Below are 19,949 nucleotides of genomic sequence, written 5' to 3' on the forward strand. Positions count from 1 at the left end.
GGGCAGTTCTTACAGCGTCAAAGTCAGGAAGGATTCGGCCAGTGGTGGATTGCGCCACGCCAGCTCTCGTAGGTTTTAGCGATTTGCAGCAGCCATTGATCGGCGAAACGCGGGGCGATCATCTGCAAGCCGATGGGCATGCCATCGGCGGCGAAACCGCAGTTGATCGACAGCGCCGGTTGTTCGCCCATGTTCCAGGGCACCGTGAACACGATGTGTTCGAACGGCTGTTGCGGGTCGTTGCTGGGTGAAGGCCACTCAGCGGGGAATGCGTTGACCTGGTTGGTGGGGGAGAGCACGAGGTCGAGTTCGGTGAACACCTGCGCGGCGCGGCGGCGCATTTCGAAGGTCTGGTTGAAGCCTTTAACGGCCTGTACGCCACTGATCTCGGCCCCTGGCGCGGCCCAGTCGCGGATATACGGCAAGACCTTGTCGAACTGCTCGCTGCTCAACGCGGACAAGTCGCCCCACTGCCGGGCGCGCCAGAAATGATCGAGGCCGTCGAGTTGTGCCCGGTCCATGATCGGCGGGATCAGCGTGACCTTGGCGCCATGGGCTTCGAACAGCCGTGCGGCGTGTTCCACCGCTTCACACACGAAGCCTTCAGGCTGCATGCCCACGCCAGGCTCGAGCATCAGGCCGACCCGCAGGCCCTTGACCGACAGCGGTTGGTTGCTCCACTGGGTGGCGAGTGGCGGCAGGCTGGTGGGGTCGCGGGCATCGGGGCGGGCCAGGTGTTGCATCAGCAGCACGCAGTCGTCGACGGTGCGGGTCATGGGCCCGGCGGCGCGGCCGGTGTAGTACGGGTCAATGGGAATGCGCCCCAGGGTCGGCTTGAATCCCACCAGGCCGCACCAGGCGGCGGGCAGGCGCACCGAGCCGCCGATGTCGGTGCCCACGTGCAGTGGGCCGTAACCGGCGGCAGCCGCAGCGGCGGCACCGGAGCTGGAACCGCCAGTGTTGTTGGCGGTATTCCACGGGTTGCGGGTGATGCCGTGGAAGCTCGACAGGCCGGAAGACAGCATGCCGAAATCCGGGTTGGTGGTCTTGGCCAGGATAATCGCGCCTGCTTCACGCATACGGGCTGCGGGCGGTGCGTCCCTGAGGGCCGGGGTCAGTCGGGTGGCGGCGCTGCCGAGGGGGATAGGCACACCTTCAGTGGCGATCAATTCCTTGAGGGTCACCGGTACGCCGTCGAGGGCACCGTTGGGCTGGCCCTTGTTCCAGCGCTCGGTTGAGGCCTGGGCTTGCTGGCGTACCTGTTGCGGGTCGAAGGCATAGAGCGCGTTGATCTTCGGCTCCCAGCGGTCGATATGGGCCAGGAGCTGGTCGTAGTAGTCGATGGGCGCGAGTTGCCGGCTGGCAAATTGCGCCAACAGTTCGGCGGCCGTAAGGGTATGCAGGTCAGTCATCGAACGCTTCCTTGTGATGGGCCGGCTGGCTCATGGCGGGTTGCAGTAGGAACGACTATATAAACCCCGATGTGGCGCGGCCATCACAATCGGTGCAGTTCAGTGTTGCGTTTTTGTGTGCACTGAAACCCGAAGCGCAGCCTCTGGCTTATTTTAAAACCTCAGGCGCAGGCGCTTGAGGCTTTTGTCGTACGGATGGAGCGGTGATTGAAGAACGGCTCCTGTTGAGGTGGGCGGTTCTTTCGAGCGTGTGAAGTGTTCCAGGTGGTGAAATCGAAGCGAGTGACAGAGACTACGTTTTCCTGGATCAGCATGATGGGGGCTGGGTGGCTGCTATCTGAATAACGTGTGCTCAGGGTGACTTCCAGTGTGTCCTTGTCACGGTAGCCGCTAAGCAGGGGGAGAAGAGTAAATGCATGGTCCATTCCTTCTGACTCGGTGGGCATGCCAACGAATACGACAATGCCTACGTACACCTTTCGATCGTTCAAGCTGAACATGCAAGGCGTGTACTTCTGGATGGATTCTCTGAGCAGGTATTTGAAAGGTGTGCCTTCAAGGATGTTCAGGGCGAGCCGGCAGTTCAGTTGTTCATCGGATTTCAACTTCAGCTCTTTTTTCTTCGCGTTGACATAAAGTCTTGCCCAGAGAGAAGGAATGACCAGGGTGGTCAAGCCGGTCTGCAGCCAGAAAACCCAAAGTGCGGCATTCTTTTCGTTGGCAATATCGAGTTGTACCAATAAGGCGCCGAGATAGCGGCCATAGTCTGTTGCAACCCCACGGCCTGCGACGTAAACCGCCTGTTGGGACAATGCCAGAATCAAGGCACTTGTCAGGCTGGCGACGACCAGGCAAACCAGTCCCAGTCGCGCAACCTGTAGATAGAGTAACTGCCCTTCAAAACGATGCAGCCGGCAGTAGTAATAAGGATGCTTGATACACACCAGATAACCGCTGACCAGTAACGGAAAAATGATCAGCAGGCCCATGAATCATTGGCCTCCATTTTGCGGACTTGGCGAATTGCTTCTTTGTAGGCCTCGGATTCCATGACTTCTTCGGCGGAGACTGAAATACCCCATTCTCCCTCAATCCTCATGGTTCTTTTCGACTTGATGGCTTCCACCGTATCCAAGTCATCCTGAGTCGGCTTACCGGCAAACAACGAATACAATCCAAACATGGCGACGACCTCGAAAAGATGTAGTCGTTTTTATAGCAAGCGGCCTTGACCCCCGCCATTGATGGCCGGCGTGCCAGCGTCGCCAGTTCCCGTAGGAAACGTCTCCATTCACACCAACGGTCTAAAACGTCGGCGGCGTAATCACCCAAATCACCACCGCATCCACCTTCCCGGGGTTGCCATACCGATGTGGCTCACTGCTGGAGAAGCTGAAACTGTCGCCTTCAGCCAGCTGAAAATGCCGCTCGCCCACCCATAACTCAAACGTTCCGCTCAACACATAACCCGCCTCTTCACCCTCATGGCTATAGCTCTGCTGGCTATAGGTGCCCGGTGGAAAGCGCGAGTGCAGCATCTCCAATTGATGATTGGGCAGGGGTGTCAGCAACTGGTCGACGATCCCGTCCTCATAGTGAATGCTCTGGCGATTGTTCCTGCGCACCACAAAACCTTCATCCTCCGCGGCCGGCGTGGTCTCGCTGGCAAAAAACCACTGGATCGTCACCCCCAGGCTGCGGGCGATGTTGAACAGGGCCGGGATCGACGGGTAGGCGAGGTTTCTTTCCAACTGGCTGATGTAGCCGGCGGTCAGTTCACTCAGCTCGGCCAGGGTCGTGAGGGTCATGCCCCGGGCCTTGCGCAAGCCACGGATGCGGGTGCCGAGAAACAGCTGTGGCGGTTGGTCGTTCAAATGTCCCACGCTACCTTCAATCCTTCATAAATCGCCTCTTCGGCGGTACGCGGCGCCAGGCAATCGCCGATGCGCCTGAACGCCACCAGGCCTTCCAGTTCTGCCCCCAGAGTGTCCACCGGCTGGTGACCCTGGCACAACACCAGGGTGTCGATATTTTCCAGCAGCATCGGCTCGCCGCTGGCGGTGTGTTGCAGGTAGACGGTGGTGTCGTCGCAGCCATACAAACGAGCGTAAGGGATGATGGGAATGCCCAGCCGGTGCAGTTCACCGGCCAGTTGATCCCGCACGTACAACGGCAGGTTTTCCCCGCAATGGGTGCCGTTCACCGCCAGCTGCACCTGATGGCCGGCGCGCGTGAGGCGCTCGGCGATGCCCGGGCCGATCCAGTCGCAACGCCAATCCACCACGACCACCGAACGGCCTAGCGGGACCTCGTCGCGCAGCACTTGCCAGGCGTCCACCACCTGTAGCTCACCGCCGCGTTCGAAGGCCGGCCAGTAGGGTTCGGCGCCGGTGGCGACGATCACCAGCTCGGGTTGTTCGCGCTCCACCAAAGCACGGTCGACTCGGGTATTGCGCACCACGCGAACCCCGGCCAGTTCCATCTCGCGCTGCAGGTTGGTACTGGCGCCGCCAAACTCGCTGCGCCGTGGCAGTAACTGTGCGAGGAGCACCTGGCCGCCCAGTTGGGCATTGGCCTCATACAAGGTCACTTCATGGCCGCGCTGTGCTGCCACCGCTGCGGCTTTCATCCCTGCCGGACCGCCGCCGACGACCATAATCCGCTTGCGTCGCAATGCCGGTTGCAACTGGCCAAACTGCAATTCGCGGCCGGTCTCGGGGTGCTGGATGCAGGAGATCGGCAAGCCTTTGTGGAAGTGGCCGATGCAGGCCTGATTGCAGGCGATGCATGCCCGTACATCTTCGGCATGGCCGCTTGAGGTTTTGGCCGGCATTCGCGGGTCGCAGATCAGCGCGCGGGTCATGCCGCACACATCGGCCTGGCCGCGCTGCAGCATCAGCTCGGCCTCCTGGGGCTGGTTGATACGCCCGGTGACGAACAGCGGAATCGACAGGCTGGCCTTGAACATTGCGGCTTCTGTGGCCAGGTAAGCCGGAGCAATGGCCATTGGGGGCACGATATGGATCGCGCCGCCGAGGGAGGCCGAGGTGCCGGCGACGATGTGCACATAATCCAGCTGTGATTGCAGCTGTTGCACGGCTGCCAGGGAGTCATCTTCCGTCAGGCCTTCGGGGTCGCGCTCATCCGCAGAGATGCGCAGGCCGATGATGAACTGTTCGTCGGTTTCGGCCCGTACTGCGGCGATGATTTCCCGCAGGAAACGCAGGCGTTGTTCAAGCTCGCCGTTGTAGCCATCGGTGCGGCGGTTCACTCGCGGGTTGAGAAATTGCGCCGGCAGATACCCATGGCTGGCGACCACTTCCACGCCGTCAATCCCCGCCTGATGCAGGCGCCTCGCCGCCGCACCGTAGCCGGCCACAATCTCGTCAATCATCAACTGGTCAAGGGCGCGCGGCATCACCCGGAACCGCTCGTTGGGCACCCCTGACGCCGAGTAAGCCACCGCCAGCAAGCCATCCGCCGACTCCATGATTTCCCGTCCCGGGTGGAAAATCTGCGACAGCACCACGGTGCCGTAGGCATGGCAGGTTTCGGCCAGTCGGCGGTAGCCCTCGATGCAGCTGTCATCGGTGGCCATCAGTACATGGGAGGTGTAGCGGGCGCTGTCATGCACGCCGGCCACCTGCAACACAATCAGCCCGACGCCGCCTTCGGCACGTGCCCGGTGGTAGGCGATCAACTGCTCGTTGACCCGGTTGTCAGTGGGCATCGAGGTGTCGTGCCCGCTGGACATGATGCGGTTTTTCAGGCGTTTGCCGCGCAGCGTCAACGGTTCAAAAAGATGCGGAAAGGCATGGGGCGACATGGTGCGGATACTCCAGGCGCTGTTGTTATTATTTTTCTATAGGAGGTCAGCCTCAGTAAAAAATCAACTTGTTTTTTTACTGGCGACTGGATTAGCGTCAGCCACATCAACCACCCGCCTGGAGAATAAAAATGACTGGGGCCACCGAACGACAGCTGCGTGAAGAGCTTGCTGCCTGCTACCGGCTGATCGCGCACTTTCGCATGAGCGACCTGATCTTCACCCATATCTCAGTGCGCATCCCCGGGCCTGAACACCACTTTTTGATCAACCCCTATGGGCTGATGTTCGAGGAGATCACCGCGTCCAGCCTGGTGAAGATCGGCCTGGACGGGCGCGCGGTCGAGGCTTCGACCCATGGCGTCAACCCGGCGGGGTTTGTGATTCACAGCGCGATTCACGGCGCCCGCGAAGACGCCCAGTGCGTGCTGCACACTCACACCCGCGCCGGGTGTGCGGTGGCGGCGCTGGAATGCGGGCTGTTGCCGGTCAACCAGATTTCCATGGAGTTCTACGGCAAGGTTGCCTACCACGACTACGAAGGCGTGGCGCTGGACATGGACGAGCAACAACGACTGGTGCGCGACCTCGGCGACAAACCGGTGTTGATGCTGCGCAACCATGGTTTGTTGACGGTGGGGGAGACGGTCAGCCAGGCCTTCCTGCGCATGTACTACCTGGAGAAGGCCTGCGATATCCAGATCGCCGCCCAGGCGTGCGGCAAGCTGATCCTGCCGCCTGCAGACGTGTGTGAATACACCGAGCGGCAGTTCAATGAGCCTGGCCGCTCATTGGAAGAGGGCGAGCTGGCAGACCTGGACGCCATGCAACTGGCGTGGGCGGCATTACTGCGGTTGCTGGATCGGGTGTCGCCGGGTTTCCGGGAGTGAGGTAGAGTCGTCCAGCCGACTCTACCCAAGGACACCGCCTCATGACCCAGGAATCCCGTTTCTCCCGTATGGAACCGGAGTTGCGCAAGGCCAATCTGGTCCAGGCCACACTGGTGTGCCTCAAGCGCGACGGCTTCCAGGGCGCGTCGATCCGCAAGATCAGCGCCGAGGCCGGGGTGTCGGTGGGGCTGATCAGTCATCACTATTCGGGCAAGGATGAGCTGGTGGCCGAGGCCTATCGGTCTATCACCCGGCAAGTCATGGACTTGCTGCGTGACGCCATGGCCAAGGCGCCGCCCAGCCCGCGGGAGCGGCTGTCGGCGTTCTTTCACGGCTCGTTTTCCCCCGAGTTGCTGGACCCGCAACTGCTGGATGCCTGGCTGGTGTTCTGGGGCGCGGTCAAGACGGCCCCGGCGATCAACCAGGCCCACGAACATTCCTATGGCGAGTACCGCACTATCATGCGCTCGGCTTTGGTGGACATGGCCGAGGAGGAGGGTTGGAAGCAGTTCGACGCCGATTTGGCGGCCATCGCCTTGAGCGCCTTGCTCGATGGCCTGTGGCTGGAATCGGGGCTCAACCCCGGCACCTTCACCCCGGAACAGGGCATCCAGATCTGCGAAGCCTGGGTCGACGGCTTGCAGTCTGGCGGCCGCAAACGCTTCCAGATCAAACCCTGAACTGACGATTCCGCGCCGCCTGGACGCAATGTCCGGGCCGGCATTTTCCCCTCGAAAAATATTTGCGGTTACCCGATTGCCTCCTTACTGAACACTCGTTTAGTATCGCCCCATGTCGCCCCCCTCAAGCCAATTAAAATAATTCGAGGATTCCATGACTACAGATCCGTCCGTGCTCACTCAAGTGCAAGCAGGCGTTGCCTGGATCACCCTTAATCGCGGCGCCCAGCGCAACGCCCTGGACATCCCGACCCTCAAGCACCTGCATGCATTGCTGGACGGTTTCAACAGCGACCCGGCCTTACGTGTGGTGGTGTTGACCGGCACTGGTCGCAGCTTCTGCGCCGGTGCGGACCTCGCCGAATGGGCCGACGCCGAAGCCCGTGGTGCCCTCGAAACCTACGGCTGGACCGAAACCGCCCACGCCCTGATGACCCGCCTGCACACCCTCGACAAACCTACCCTCGCTGCCATCAACGGCACGGCGGTCGGCGCCGGCATGGACCTGACCCTGTGCTGCGACCTGCGTGTAGCCGCGCAATCGGCACGCTTCAAGGCCGGCTACACCAGCATGGCCTACTCGCCGGACGCCGGTGCCAGCTGGCATCTGCCGCGCCTGATCGGCATCGAACAGGCCAAGCGCCTGCTATTTCTCGACGAATTGTGGAGTGCCGACCGCGCCCTGGCCGCCGGCCTGGTGGGCGAAGTGGTCGCCGATGAGCAACTGCACGCCCACGTCACCGACCTGGCCACACGCCTGGCCAACGGCCCGACCTTCGCCTTCGCCCAGACCAAAACCCTGATCCGCGAAGGCGCCGGGCGCAGCCTGCCCGAGCAGCTCCAGGCCGAACTCGCCGCCGGCTTGCTGTGCGGACGCAGCGCCGACGGTGCTGAAGCCCTGCGCTCCTCGATGGAAAAGCGTCCCCCGAATTTCTCCGGCAACTGATTCCTCCTCAAAACACCCCTCGAACGATCGACAGGTAGCGCCATGAATTTCCAGCCCAGCCAAGAACAAGACATGTTGGTGGACGCGGTACGCAGTTTTGTTGCCAAGGAATTGTTGCCCCACGAGGAGGCGGTAGACCGCGCCGATGAAGTCTCGCCGGAGCTCGCCGCACAGATTCGGGACAAGGCGATTGCCGCCGGGTTTTATGCCTTCAACATGCCGGAAGAGGTCGGCGGTGGCGGCCTGGATTACCTGTCCCAGGCGTTGATCGAACGGGAGTTGTCGAAGGTGTCCTGGGCGCTGCATGTGTTTGTCGCCCGGCCCTCGAAAATCCTCATGGCCTGCACCGGCGCGCAGATTGGCGAGTACCTGTTGCCGTGCGTGCAGGGCAAGAAGATCGACTGTTTTGCCTTGACCGAGCCGGGTGCCGGTTCCGACGCCAACGCGATCAAGACCCGCGCCGTGCGCAGCGGCGATGACTTTGTGCTCAACGGCAGCAAGCACTTCATCAGCCACGCCGGCCACGCGGATTTTGCGATCGTGTTTGCCGTTACCGACACCTATGAACACAACGGCCGCCAGCGCAACGCCGTGACCTCGTTCCTGGTGGACCGTGGCACGCCGGGCATGACCATTCGCCGAGGCCCCAAGTGCGTCAGCAACCGCGGCTATCACACCTATGAAATGTTCTTCGACGACTGCCGCGTGCCGGCCTCAAAAGTCCTCGGCGAAGTCGGCAAAGGCTGGGAGGTCGCCAACGCCTGGCTGACCGCTGGCCGGGTGATGGTGGCCGCCAACTGCGTCGGCCAGGCCCAGCGTGCGTTGGACGTGTCCCTGCAATGGGCGGCGGATCGCAAGCAGTTCGGCCAGCCCATCGGCACCTATCAAGGCATCTCGTTCAAGCTCGCCGACATGGCCACGCAAATCCGCGCGGCCGAACTGCTGACCCTGAACACTGCCTGGAAAATGGACCAGGGCACCATGACCGACGGCGAGGCCGGCATGGCCAAGCTGTTTGCCAGCGAGGTGCTGGGCAAGGTCGCTGATGAGGCCGTGCAGATTTACGGCGGCATGGGCTTGATGGACGAAGGGCCGGTGGAGCGCATCTGGCGCAACGCGCGGATCGAACGGATCTGGGAAGGCACTTCGGAAATCCAGCGCCACATTATTGCCCGCGAGCTCTTGCGGCCGCTGTTGCGCTGATCGGGTGGGAGAACGCTTATGTCCCAGGCTATTCGCGACAATCTCAAGCGCCTGCTGGCGCCCCGTCACCTGGCGTTTGTCGGTGGGCGCAGCATGGCCCGTGCCCTCAAGCGCTGCGCCGAAGGTGGTTTTGACGGCCAGATGTGGCTGGTCAACCCGCAACATGACAGCCTTGATGGCGTTCCCTGCGTGCGTCGCGTGGCCGATTTGCCGTGCGGTCCGGACGCGGTGTTTATCGCTACCAATCGCGAGCTGACCCTGACCTGTGTCGCCGAACTGGCGGCCATAGGTACCGGTGGCGCCATCTGCTACGCCTCCGGGTTTGCCGAAACCGGCGCCGAGGGCCAGGCCTTGCAGCAACAACTGCTCGAGGCGGCTGGCGAGATGGCGCTGCTGGGTCCGAATTGCTATGGCCTGCTGGACTACTTGCACAGCTCGGCATTGTGGCCGGTGGCCCATGGCGGCAAGCCGGTAGAGAAGGGCGTTGCGGTGCTGACCCAGAGCGGCAACTTTGCCTACAACCTGTCCATGAGCGACCGTTCGCTGCCGGTGGCCTATATGGCGTCGGTGGGCAACCAGGCACAATTGGGGGTTGCCGAGTTGATGGATGTGCTGCTCGACGAGCCGTGCGTCACGGCCATCGGCTTGCACCTGGAAGGCTTGAAGAATGTGCCGGGATTCGCCCGTGCGGCCCATAAGGCCCTGGAAAAAGGCATTCCGATCATCGCCCTGAAAACCGGCGTGTCGCAGATCGGCGCCGAGTTGGCCTTGAGTCATACCAGTTCGTTGTCGGGTTCAGACGCGTTGTACGACAGCCTGTTTGCGCGCCTGGGCGTGATCCGGGTCAGTGGCCCGGTGAGTTTTGTCGAAACCCTGAAAGCTGCGGCCTGCGGTAACTTGCCGGCGGGCAACAGCCTGATCGCCCTGGCCTGTTCCGGTGGTGATGCCGGGTTGATTGCCGACTACGCCGAGCGCAACGATTTAAGCCTGCCCAAACTCGATGAGGGCCAGCGTTCGGAACTGGCGCAGGTACTGCCGAGCTACGCCAACCTGGTCAACCCGCTGGATTTCACCACGGCCATCTGGGGCAACAGCGAAGCCCTCAATACCATGCTCGATACGGCACTGCGCACCGAAGCGGATGCGGCGATGCTGGTGCTCGACTACCCGGCGGAATTTACCGGTGAGCGCAAGGAATGCGACCTGCTGCTGGAGCTGTTTTGCAGTGCGCTGACTCGCCATGGCAAGACCGGCTTTGTCACCTCGGCATTCCCCGAATTGTTGCCGGCTCACGCTCGCGAGCGCCTGCATGCACAAGGTGTTGCGGCGTTGCAGGGCGTGGAAGACGCGCTGGCGGCCTGGGGCCGGATTGCCGACTACCAAAACAATCGCCGGGCGCTGCTGGCCCGTGGCGAATCGGTACTGGTGCCGCTGTGCCCGCAAGCGCTGGAAGCACTCGGACAGTCGCTTAACGAGTGGGATTCCAAGCAGGCTTTGCGTGCTTTCGGCCTGACCACGCCGGCCGGTGTCTTGAGCACGCCAGCACGGGCCATTGCCGATGCCAAAGTGCTGGGCTACCCGCTGGTACTCAAGGCCGTCAGTGCCGATCTACCGCATAAAACCGAAGCGGGCGCGGTGGCGCTCAACTTGCAGGACGGCTTAGCCTTGACCGCCGCCCTGGCCCATATGCGTGAGCGGATTGCTGTCTATGCGCCAGATGTACCGTTCGATCACCTGCTGTTGGAATCCATGGCCACGCCGCCGTTGGCCGAGCTGATTGTGGGCATCAAACGCGAAAACGATTTCGGCCTGGCACTGGTGATCGGTGCCGGTGGAATCCTGGTGGAATTGCTTAAGGACAGTCGCAGCCTGTTGCTGCCGACCACCGACGATGCGATCCGCAATGCCTTGCTCAGCCTGCGCAGCGCCGCATTGCTGCAAGGCTTTCGCGGGCGGGAAGTGGCCGACATGGAGGCGCTGGTGGCGGCGATTCGTGCGGTGGCCGACTACGCCTGCGCCAACGCCGGGCAGTTGCTGGAACTCGATGTAAACCCATTGCTGGTCAATGCCCGGGGCGCCACGGCGGTCGATGCATTGATCCGTCTCGCCCAGGTGTGAAGGAGATGACGATGCAAAGCAAAACCTTGACGGGCGGCCAGGCCCTGGTGCGATTGCTGGCCAACTATGGCGTCGACACGGTGTTCGGGATTCCCGGCGTGCACACGCTGGAGCTGTATCGCGGTTTGCCCGGCAGTGGCATTCGGCATGTGCTGACTCGCCACGAGCAGGGCGCCGGCTTTATGGCCGACGGTTATGCGCGGGTCAGCGGCAAGCCAGGCGTGTGTTTCATCATCACCGGGCCGGGGGTGACCAACGCCGCCACAGCAATCGGCCAGGCATACGCCGACTCGATTCCGCTGCTGGTGATTTCCAGCGTTAACCACACCGCCAGCCTCGGTAAGGGCTGGGGCTGCCTGCATGAAACCCAGGACCAGCGCGCGATGACCGCGCCCATCACCGCGTTTTCGGCGGTGGCGTTGAGTGCCGAGGATTTGCCGGAATTGATCGCGCGGGCCTACGCGGTGTTCGACAGTGAGCGGCCGCGGCCGGTGCATATTTCGGTGCCGCTGGATGTGCTGTCGGCGCCGATCAAGCGCGACTGGAGCAATGACGTGGTGCGCCGTCCCGGGCGAGGTCTGCCATCGGCTGAAAGCCTCGATCAGGCCGTGGCGAAACTGGCGGCGGCCAAGCGTCCGATGATCATTGCCGGTGGCGGCGCGCTATTGGCGGCGGAGGCCTTGCAGCGCTTGAGCACGCAGTTGGCGGCGCCGTTTTTCAGCAGTGTCGCCGGCAAGGGGTTGTTGCCGGTGGCGCATCCGTTGAATGCCGGTTCGACCTTGTGTGTCGAGCCCGGCTGGCAGCTTATCGCCGAGGCGGATGTGGTGTTGGCCATCGGCACCGAAATGGCCAATACGGATTTTTGGCGTGAACGCCTGCCCATTAACGGCGAGCTGCTGCGCGTGGATATCGACCCGCGCAAGTTCAACGATTTCTATCCTTGCGCTGTCGCGTTGCACGGTGATGCCCGGCAAACGACGCTGGCTTTGCTGGAACGCTTGCCAGCCACGCCGCGCAACGCGGATGCCGCCACCGCTGCGGTCGCGACGTTACGCCAGGCAGTCAGTAGCGGCCATGGTCCGTTGCAACGGATTCACCAGGCGATTCTCGACCGCGTCGCCGCCGAGTTGCCCACCAATGCCTTCATCAGCAGTGACATGACCCAACTGGCCTACACCGGTAACTACACCTTCCCCAGCAATGCCACCCGCAGTTGGCTGCATCCCACCGGCTACGGCACCTTGGGCTACGGCCTGCCGGCCGGTATCGGCGCCAAGTTCGGCGCGCCGGAGCGGCCCGGCCTGGTGCTGGTGGGCGACGGCGGCTTTCTCTACACCGCCCAGGAACTGGCCACAGCGGTGGAAGAACTGGACAGCCCGCTGGTGGTGTTGCTGTGGAACAACGACGCCCTGGGGCAGATTCGCGACGACATGCTGAACCTGGACATCGAACCCATCGGCGTACTGCCGCGCAACCCGGACTTCGCCGCCCTGGCGCGGGCGTTCGGCTGCACGGTCAGTGAGCCGCAGAACCTGGATGAGCTGCAGACGGATTTGCGTAACGGCTTCAAGCGCAACGGCGTGACCTTGATCGAGTTGAAGCATGCCTGTGTGAACCTTTAGAGGAGCAACACCATGAGCGAAAACAACAACAAAATGACTCAAGCGATGCACCGACGGGATTTCCTCAAACACAGCGCCGTAGCCGGTGCCGTGGCCGCCGCGTTTTCCATAGGCCTGCCGCTGCAGGCCTTCGCCGAAGAGGCCACGCCCAAGGCGGGCGGTGTGCTGCGCATGGGGCTGGCCGGCGGCAGCACCACCGACTCCCGCGACCCAAGCTCCTGGGTCGACACCTTCACCTTCGTCGGCTTTTCGGCGGTGTACAACACCCTCACCGAAATCGCGGTGGACGGCAGCGCCATCCCCGAATTGGCCGAGAGCTTTGAGTCGACGCCCGACGCGCGCATCTGGACCTTCAAGCTGCGCCAGGGCGTGACCTTCCATAACGGCAAAAGCCTGACCGCTGACGATGTGGTGGCCTCGATTAACCATCACCTGGCAGCCAACTCCACGTCGGCGGCCAAAACGGTAATCGGCGATGTGGCCAGTGTCAGCGCCAAGGGCAGCGATGCGGTGGTGTTCGAACTGCATTCGGGCAATGCCGATTTCGCCTATGTGGTCGCCGATTACCACCTGGTGATCATGCCCGCCAAGGACGGTGCCGCCGACTGGCAGGCCGGGATCGGCACCAGCGGCTATCGCTTGAAAAGTTTCGAGCCCGGCGTACGCATGGACCTGGAGCGCAACCCGGATTACTGGAAGCCGGGCCGGGCGCACTTCGCCAGCGCCGAGCTGCTGGCGATTGCCGACGGCGCAGCGCGGGTCAATGCGCTGGTCACCGGGCAAGTGGACGTGATCAACAAGGTCGACCTGAAAACCGTGGCCCTGCTCAAGCGCAATCCCATGCTGGTCATCGAAGAAACCAAGGGTGCCCAGCACTACACCTTCCCGATGCTCTGCGACAGCAACGAGTTCAAGAACAACGACATCCGCATGGCGATGAAGCATGCGATCAACCGCGAAACCCTGCTGGCCTCGGTGCTGCATGGCTATGGCCTGGTGGGCAACGACCATCCGATCCAGCCCGGCAGCCGCTTTATCAACGCTGCCCTCGAGCAGCGTACCTACGATCCGGACAAGTCGCGCTTCTACCTGCGCAAGGCCGGTGTCGAGTCGCTGAAGGTGCGCCTGCAAGCTTCTGATGCCGCCTACACCGGCGCAGTGGACGCCTCGGTGCTGTTCAAGGAACAGGCGCGTCAGGCCGGGATTGATATCGATGTGGTGCGCGAGCCGGCGGATGGGTACTTCTCCAACATCTGGATGAAGCAGCCATTCACCACCTCGTTCTGGTACAGCAGCCTGACTGCAGACCGCATGTTCAGCATCGGCTACGCCAAGGGCGCGGCGTGGAACGAAACCCATTGGGATAACCCGCGCTTCAATCAGTTGCTCAACGCGGCGCGGGGGGAGATGAACGCGCCGCTGCGCCAGGAGATGTACAACGAAATGCAGAGCCTGTGCCGGGACGACGGCGGGGCGATTGTGCCGTTGTTCGCCAGCTCCGTGGCGGCCCGCTCGAACCGCATCAGCCATGGACCGCTGACGGCGCCGTATGGGGAACTGGATGGGTTGCGGCTGATCGAGCGGTGGTGGCAGGCGTGACTCTTGTGTCGAACGCTATCCCTCAAGCAATGAAGATCAAGTGTGGGAGCTGGCTTGCCTGCGATGGCATCACCTCGGTGTCCTGTTAAACCGCGGCGCCTGCATCGCAGCCTCGCTAAAGCTCGACAGCTCCCACAGAGGACATTTGTCGCCTTCGAGAACATGCCCAACTCATGAGAACCGAACATGAATAGCCTATTCAAACTGGTACTCCAACGCCTCGCCCTTGGCCTGCTGTCGTTGTTCGCCGTCTCGGTGATCATCTTCCTGGCGGTCGGCATGCTGCCCGGCGATATCGCCCAGGCCATGCTCGGCCAGTCCGCTACGCCGGAAACCGTGGCGGCGTTTCGGGCGCAGTTGGGACTGGACCTGCCGCCCCTGAGCCGCTTCGTGCAATGGCTGTTGCGCCTGCTGCACGGCGACCTCGGCGCGTCCCTGGCCAACCAGCGGCCCATTGCCGAACTGATCGGCGCACGCCTGGGCAACACCTTGCGCCTGGCGGCATTGGCCGCGCTGGTTTCGGTGCCCCTGGCGCTGGTGCTGGGCATGCTTGCCGCGCTGTACCGCAATAGCTGGTTCGACCGCCTGCTCAACACCTCGGCCCTGAGCGCGGTGTCGTTCCCGGAGTTCTTCGTCGCCTACCTGCTGATCCTGGTGTTTTCGGTCAAGCTGGGCTGGTTTCCCAGCCTGTCCAACCTGGCGCCGGACGCCTCATTCGGCACCATCCTCGAGCGTTCGGTGCTGCCGGTGGCCACCCTGAGCCTGGTGGTGATTGCGCAGATGATGCGCATGACCCGCGCCTCGCTGATCAACCTGCTGGCCAGCCCGTATATCGAAATGGCCCGGCTCAAGGGCATCAGCCAGTCGCGGATTATCTGGCGCCACGCGTTGCCCAATGCCCTGGCGCCGATCGTCAACGTGATCGCGCTCAACCTCGCGTATCTGGTGGTGGGCGTAGTGGTGGTGGAGGTGGTGTTTGTCTACCCGGGTCTCGGCCAGTTGCTGGTGGACTCGGTGTCCAAGCGCGATATCCCGGTGGTGCAGGCGTGCAGCCTGATCTTTGCCGCCACCTACATCCTGCTAAATACCGGCGCCGATGTGCTGTCCATCGCCACCAACCCACGTCTGATGCATCCCAAGGGGTAGACCATGAGCCTTCTCACACAACTGGCCCGGGCGCCATTGAGCGCGAAGTTCGGCCTGCTGATTATCGTGCTGTACGTGCTGGTGGCGCTGTTTGCACCGGTGCTCGCGCCCTATGGGGAAACCCAGGTTGTGGGCGACGGGTTTGCACCCTGGAGCGGCCAGTTCCTGCTGGGCACCGATAACCTCGGGCGGGATATGTTCAGCCGCCTGGTGTATGGCGCGCGCAACACCCTGGGCATCGCTTTTTTGACGACAGTGCTGGCGTTTTTACTGGGTGGCTTGAGCGGCTTGATTGCGGCGATCAAGGGCGGCTGGGTCGATCAGGGGTTGTCGCGGGTGGTGGACATCCTGATGGCGATCCCGCAGCTGATCTTCGCTTTGCTGATTCTCAGCGTGGTGGGCACCAATGCCACCTCGCTGGTGCTGGTGATTGCACTGCTGGACTCGACCCGGGTGTTTCGCCTGTCCCGGGCCGTGGCGATGACCGTGGTGGTGCAGGATTTTGTCGAAGCCGCGCGGCTGCGCGGGGAAGGGCTCTGGTGGCTGGTCACCCGCGAAGTGCTGCCCAACGCGGCCGCGCCGTTGATTGCCGAATTCGGCCTGCGCTTTTGCTTCGTGTTTTTGTTTATCAGCGCGCTGTCGTTCCTTGGCCTGGGCATTCAACCGCCCACCGCCGATTGGGGCAGCATGGTCCGCGACAATGCGGTGCTGATTACCTTCGGCGATATCAGCCCGTTGCTGCCGGCGCTGGCAGTGGCGTTGATCACCGTCAGCGTGAATTTTGTCGTCGACTGGATGCTGCATAAATCCAGCGGCCTGAAGGAGTGTTGAGGATGGACAAGCCATTGCTGGAAATCCGCAACCTGCAGATTGAAGGGCATTACGAAGACGCCTGGCATCCGTTGATCAAGGGCATCGATTTGACCTTGCAGCGGGGCGAGGTGTTGGGGTTGATTGGTGAGTCTGGCGCGGGTAAATCAACCCTGGGCCTGGCGGCCATGGGCTTTGCCCGCGACGGTTGCCGCATCACCGGTGGCTCGGTGTGCTTTGACGGCATTCAGCTGCTGCAGGCCAAACCCGAAGCCTTGCGCAAGCTTCGAGGACTGCGGATTGCCTACGTTGCGCAGAGCGCCGCCGCGTCGTTCAACCCGGCCCACCGGCTGATTGACCAGCATGTGGAAACCGCCGTGATCAATGGCGGTATCAGTCGCGCCCAGGCTGAACGGGATGCGGTGGAGTTGTACCGCGTGCTGCGCCTGCCCAATCCGGAAACCATCGGTCAACGGTATCCGCATCAGGTGTCCGGCGGGCAACTGCAACGGGTGATGACCGCCATGGCGATGGCCTGCCACCCCGACCTGATCATCTTCGACGAACCTACCACCGCCCTCGACGTCACCACCCAGATCGAAGTGCTGGCGGCGATTCGCGATGCAGTAAAAACCTTCGGCAGCGCCGCACTGTATATCAGCCATGACCTGGCGGTGGTCGCACAGATGGCCGACCGCATCATGGTGCTGCGCCACGGCAAGCTGGTGGAGGAGGCCGAGACCCGCACCATGCTCAGCGCCCCGCAGCAGGACTACACCAAATCCCTGTGGGCGGTGCGCAGCTTTCGCACCGAACCCAAGGCCTGTCCGCAGCAGCAGGTGCCGTTGCTGGAAGTGCGTCAGGTGTGCGCCAGCTACGGGCATCAGCCGGTGCTGCATGACGTGTCGATGAGCTTGCATCGCGGCCAGACGTTGGCGGTGATCGGTGAGTCCGGCAGCGGCAAAAGCTCCACCGCACGCTTGATTACCGGGTTGCTGCCGGCTACGGCGGGGCAGGTGCTGTATGACGGTGAAGCGTTGCCGGCGGACTTTCGTCGGCGCAGCAAGGAGCAGTTGCGACGGATCCAGATGATCTACCAGATCCCCGATACCGCGTTGAACCCGCGCCAGCGCATCGTCGACATCATCGGCCGGCCGCTGACCTTCTACCTCGGCCTCAAGGGCAAGGCCATGCGCGCCCGGGTCGCCGAGTTGCTGGAGATGATCGAGCTGGACCCGGCCACGTTCATGGAGCGTCAGCCCCGAGAACTGTCCGGCGGCCAGAAGCAACGGATCTGCATCGCTCGCGCCCTGGCGGCCGACCCACAACTGATCATCTGCGACGAAGTGACCTCGGCCCTGGATCAGTTGGTCGCCGAGGGCGTGCTGAAACTGCTCAATCGAATTCAGCAGCAGTTGGGCGTGGCCTACCTGTTTATCACCCATGACGTGGCCACGGTGCGCGCCATTGCCGACGAAGTGGTGGTGATGCAGCGGGGCAGGGTGGTGGACCAGGGCAGCCGCAGCGCGATCTTCACCCCGCCGTATCAGGACTACACCGGCCTGCTGTTTTCATCGGAGCCGGAAATGGACCCCGACTGGCTCGACCATTTGCTGGCCGAACGGGCCGCCCTAACTTCTTGAGGAGTTTTTATGAAGGTGTTGATTGTCCATGCCCATCCCGAGCCGCAGTCGTTTACCGCGGCCTTGCGTGACCAGGCCATCGCCACCCTGCAAGCGCAGGGGCATGAGGTGCAGGTCAGTGATTTGTACGCGATGAACTGGAATCCCGTAGCCAGCGCCTCGGACTTCACCTCCCGGGAGAACCCCGACTACCTGGTGTATGCCCTGGAGCAGCGCCTGGGGGTGAAAAGCCAATCCATCGCGGCGGATATCCAGCAGGAGTTGGACAAGCTGCTGTGGGCTGATCTGCTGATCCTCAACTTCCCGATCTTCTGGTTCTCGGCGCCCGCGATGCTCAAGGGCTGGATTGACCGGGTGCTGGTGTCGGGGGTGTGTTACGGCGGCAAGCGGTTTTACGATCAGGGCGGGCTCGCGGGCAAGAAAGCGCTGGTCACGGTGACCCTCGGCGGACGCGAGCATATGTTTGGCGAGGGGGCGATTCATGGGCCATTGGAGGACATGCTGCGGCCGATTCTGCGTGGCACGCTGGCGTATGTCGGATTTGAAGTGCTCGAGCCGTTTGTGGCGTGGCATGTGCCGTATATCAGCGCCGAGGCTCGGCAGGATTTTCTGCACCGCTACCAGCAGCGATTGGAAGGGCTGGCGGATGACCAGCCGTTGGTGTTTCCCAAGCTCGAGCAGTTTGATGAGGCGCTGTATCCACGTTAGTCAAGTAAGTGAAGATCCAGTGTGGGAGCGGGCTTGCTCGCGAAAGCGGTGTGCCAGTTGATGCATATGCTGGCTGAACCACCGCATTCGCGAGCAAGCCCGCTCCCACATTTGATCGTCATTATCAGGCGGGATTGTGTGCCCGCAGCCGCTCGGCAGCGCTGCGCAGCAACTGTTCGGTGCCATCCCAGCCCAGGCAGCCGTCGGTGATCGACACGCCGTATTTCATCGACGGGCTCAACGGCTGACAGCCTTCGAACAGGTGGCTTTCGATCATCATGCCGATCAGCGACGTGTCGCCCTGCAAGCGCTGCTCCAGCACGTCGTTGAACACTGCCGGTTGGCGCAGCGGGTCTTTGCCGCTGTTGGCGTGGCTGCAGTCGACCATGATCCGCGGCGCGACTTTGCTCTTGGCCAGGTCGGCGTGTACCTGGGCCACGCTCTGACGATCGTAGTTCGGCCCACGGTGGCCGCCGCGCAATACCAGATGGGTATCGGGGTTGCCCGGGGTCTGGATGATCGCCGGATGGCCCTGGCTGTCGACGCCGAAGTGGCGGTGCGGGTGCGCGGCGGAGCGCATAGCGTCACAGGCGATGGCGACGCCGCCGTCGGTGCCGTTCTTGAAGCCCACGGGCATGCCGAGGCCGCTGGCCATTTCGCGGTGGATCTGCGATTCGGTGGTGCGCGCGCCAATGGCGACCCAGCTCAGCAGGTCATCGAAGTAGCCGGCAGCCATCGGTTGCAGCAGCTCGGTGGCGACCGGCAGGCCCAGGCGCAGCATTTCACGCATCAGTTCCCGGGACAGGGTCAGGCCTGCGGCCATGTCGTCGCTGCCATCCAGGTGCGGGTCGTAGGCCAGGCCTTTCCAACCGATGGTGGTGCGGGGTTTTTCGACGTAGGCGCGGATCACCAGCAGCATCTGGTCACTGACTTCATGGGCCAGTTTTTTCAGGTTGCGCGCGTATTCCATGGCCGATTCCGGGTCGTGGATCGAGCACGGACCGACAATCACCAGCAGGCGAGAGTCTTCGCCCTTGAGAATGGCGCGCACGGCTTGGCGATGGGCGTGGATCTGTTCGTTGAGGAATGGGCTCAGGGGCAGTTGGTGCTTGAGCTCAAGGGCACTGGGCAAACGCTGGGTCAGCGCTTCATTGGCGCAGGACAGGGTAGAAACAGGCAGAGCGGCGATCGAGGAGTTCATATTCGGGCTTCCTGGGCAAGCAGCGGGCTGTTCCCGCACGCTCTGCCCTACTGGGGTGTTCGACAATTGGCCGTATTGGCTACGAGTGTTGGCTTGCCACCAATAGGTGACCGATCGGAGGCGGCAGGCTGTCCCGAACGGAGCT

The 19,949-nt window shown here is 62.5% G+C and carries 17 protein-coding genes; 11 read left to right on the forward strand and 6 right to left on the reverse strand.

What is annotated here, in order from left to right:
- Nucleotides 1-23: 23 nt before the first annotated feature.
- The 5 genes from BLU46_RS28370 to BLU46_RS28390 form a co-directional block, all read right to left on the reverse strand.
- Nucleotides 24-1,412: an amidase gene (locus tag BLU46_RS28370; RefSeq protein ID WP_093208432.1), complete on the reverse strand. Its 1,389-nt coding sequence runs from the start codon at nucleotides 1,410-1,412 to the stop codon at nucleotides 24-26.
- A gap of 161 nt (nucleotides 1,413-1,573) precedes the next feature.
- Nucleotides 1,574-2,401 carry a hypothetical protein gene (locus tag BLU46_RS28375; protein WP_063028937.1) on the reverse strand — a complete coding sequence of 276 codons (828 nt, stop codon included), beginning with the start codon at nucleotides 2,399-2,401 and terminating at the stop codon, nucleotides 1,574-1,576.
- Nucleotides 2,389-2,595, reverse strand: a complete 207-nt coding sequence (locus BLU46_RS28380) for a hypothetical protein (RefSeq protein ID WP_063028939.1) — start codon at nucleotides 2,593-2,595, stop codon at nucleotides 2,389-2,391. Before BLU46_RS28380 ends, BLU46_RS28375 begins: the two co-directional genes overlap by 13 nt.
- 121 nt (nucleotides 2,596-2,716) lie before the next feature.
- The gene (locus BLU46_RS28385) at nucleotides 2,717-3,295 is read right to left on the reverse strand and encodes a helix-turn-helix domain-containing protein (protein WP_167410153.1); all 579 of its coding nucleotides are present in this window, start codon (nucleotides 3,293-3,295) and stop codon (nucleotides 2,717-2,719) included.
- Nucleotides 3,283-5,238: an oxidoreductase gene (locus BLU46_RS28390; RefSeq protein WP_093208436.1), complete on the reverse strand. Its 1,956-nt coding sequence runs from the start codon at nucleotides 5,236-5,238 to the stop codon at nucleotides 3,283-3,285. Before BLU46_RS28390 ends, BLU46_RS28385 begins: the two co-directional genes overlap by 13 nt.
- A 131-nt stretch (nucleotides 5,239-5,369) precedes the next feature.
- Between BLU46_RS28390 and BLU46_RS28395 the strand changes: the two genes are divergently transcribed.
- The 11 genes from BLU46_RS28395 to BLU46_RS28445 all read left to right on the forward strand — a co-directional run bounded on the left by BLU46_RS28395 (nucleotide 5,370) and on the right by BLU46_RS28445 (nucleotide 18,603).
- The gene (locus BLU46_RS28395) at nucleotides 5,370-6,128 is read left to right on the forward strand and encodes a class II aldolase/adducin family protein (RefSeq protein ID WP_063028946.1); all 759 of its coding nucleotides are present in this window, start codon (nucleotides 5,370-5,372) and stop codon (nucleotides 6,126-6,128) included.
- A gap of 41 nt (nucleotides 6,129-6,169) precedes the next feature.
- On the forward strand, nucleotides 6,170-6,808 hold the full coding sequence (locus BLU46_RS28400; protein WP_063028948.1) for a TetR family transcriptional regulator C-terminal domain-containing protein: 639 nt from the start codon (nucleotides 6,170-6,172) through the stop codon (nucleotides 6,806-6,808).
- Nucleotides 6,809-6,962: 154 nt separating this feature from the next.
- Nucleotides 6,963-7,754: an enoyl-CoA hydratase/isomerase family protein gene (locus tag BLU46_RS28405; RefSeq protein ID WP_093208441.1), complete on the forward strand. Its 792-nt coding sequence runs from the start codon at nucleotides 6,963-6,965 to the stop codon at nucleotides 7,752-7,754.
- A 42-nt stretch (nucleotides 7,755-7,796) separates the two neighbouring features.
- Nucleotides 7,797-8,957 (forward strand): acyl-CoA dehydrogenase family protein, encoded by a 1,161-nt coding sequence (locus BLU46_RS28410; protein ID WP_017475434.1) that lies wholly within the window; start codon nucleotides 7,797-7,799, stop codon nucleotides 8,955-8,957.
- Nucleotides 8,958-8,975: 18 nt separating this feature from the next.
- Nucleotides 8,976-11,075: an acetate--CoA ligase family protein gene (locus BLU46_RS28415; protein WP_093208446.1), complete on the forward strand. Its 2,100-nt coding sequence runs from the start codon at nucleotides 8,976-8,978 to the stop codon at nucleotides 11,073-11,075.
- Between the two features lie 11 nt (nucleotides 11,076-11,086).
- On the forward strand, nucleotides 11,087-12,697 hold the full coding sequence (locus tag BLU46_RS28420) for a 5-guanidino-2-oxopentanoate decarboxylase (protein ID WP_093208450.1): 1,611 nt from the start codon (nucleotides 11,087-11,089) through the stop codon (nucleotides 12,695-12,697).
- Between the two features lie 12 nt (nucleotides 12,698-12,709).
- Nucleotides 12,710-14,296, forward strand: coding sequence for an ABC transporter substrate-binding protein (locus tag BLU46_RS28425; protein ID WP_093208453.1), 1,587 nt, complete (start codon nucleotides 12,710-12,712; stop codon nucleotides 14,294-14,296).
- A 186-nt stretch (nucleotides 14,297-14,482) separates the two neighbouring features.
- Nucleotides 14,483-15,442, forward strand: a complete 960-nt coding sequence (locus tag BLU46_RS28430) for an ABC transporter permease (RefSeq protein WP_010173705.1) — start codon at nucleotides 14,483-14,485, stop codon at nucleotides 15,440-15,442.
- 3 nt (nucleotides 15,443-15,445) lie between these two features.
- The gene (locus BLU46_RS28435; RefSeq protein WP_063028960.1) at nucleotides 15,446-16,273 is read left to right on the forward strand and encodes an ABC transporter permease; all 828 of its coding nucleotides are present in this window, start codon (nucleotides 15,446-15,448) and stop codon (nucleotides 16,271-16,273) included.
- Between the two features lie 2 nt (nucleotides 16,274-16,275).
- A complete protein-coding gene (locus tag BLU46_RS28440; protein ID WP_093208458.1) occupies nucleotides 16,276-17,895 on the forward strand; it encodes an ABC transporter ATP-binding protein in 1,620 nt (539 codons plus the stop codon).
- Nucleotides 17,896-17,904: 9 nt separating this feature from the next.
- Nucleotides 17,905-18,603: an NAD(P)H-dependent oxidoreductase gene (locus BLU46_RS28445; protein ID WP_093208463.1), complete on the forward strand. Its 699-nt coding sequence runs from the start codon at nucleotides 17,905-17,907 to the stop codon at nucleotides 18,601-18,603.
- A gap of 124 nt (nucleotides 18,604-18,727) precedes the next feature.
- On the opposite strand, the gene BLU46_RS28450 is transcribed toward BLU46_RS28445, so the two are convergent.
- Complete coding sequence (locus tag BLU46_RS28450; RefSeq protein ID WP_093208468.1) at nucleotides 18,728-19,804, reverse strand: 3-deoxy-7-phosphoheptulonate synthase; 1,077 nt, start codon at nucleotides 19,802-19,804, stop codon at nucleotides 18,728-18,730.
- Nucleotides 19,805-19,949: the final 145 nt, after the last annotated feature.

The sequence above is a fragment of the Pseudomonas yamanorum genome, assembly GCF_900105735.1.
In the GTDB taxonomy this organism is placed as follows: Bacteria; Pseudomonadota; Gammaproteobacteria; order Pseudomonadales; family Pseudomonadaceae; genus Aquipseudomonas; species Aquipseudomonas yamanorum.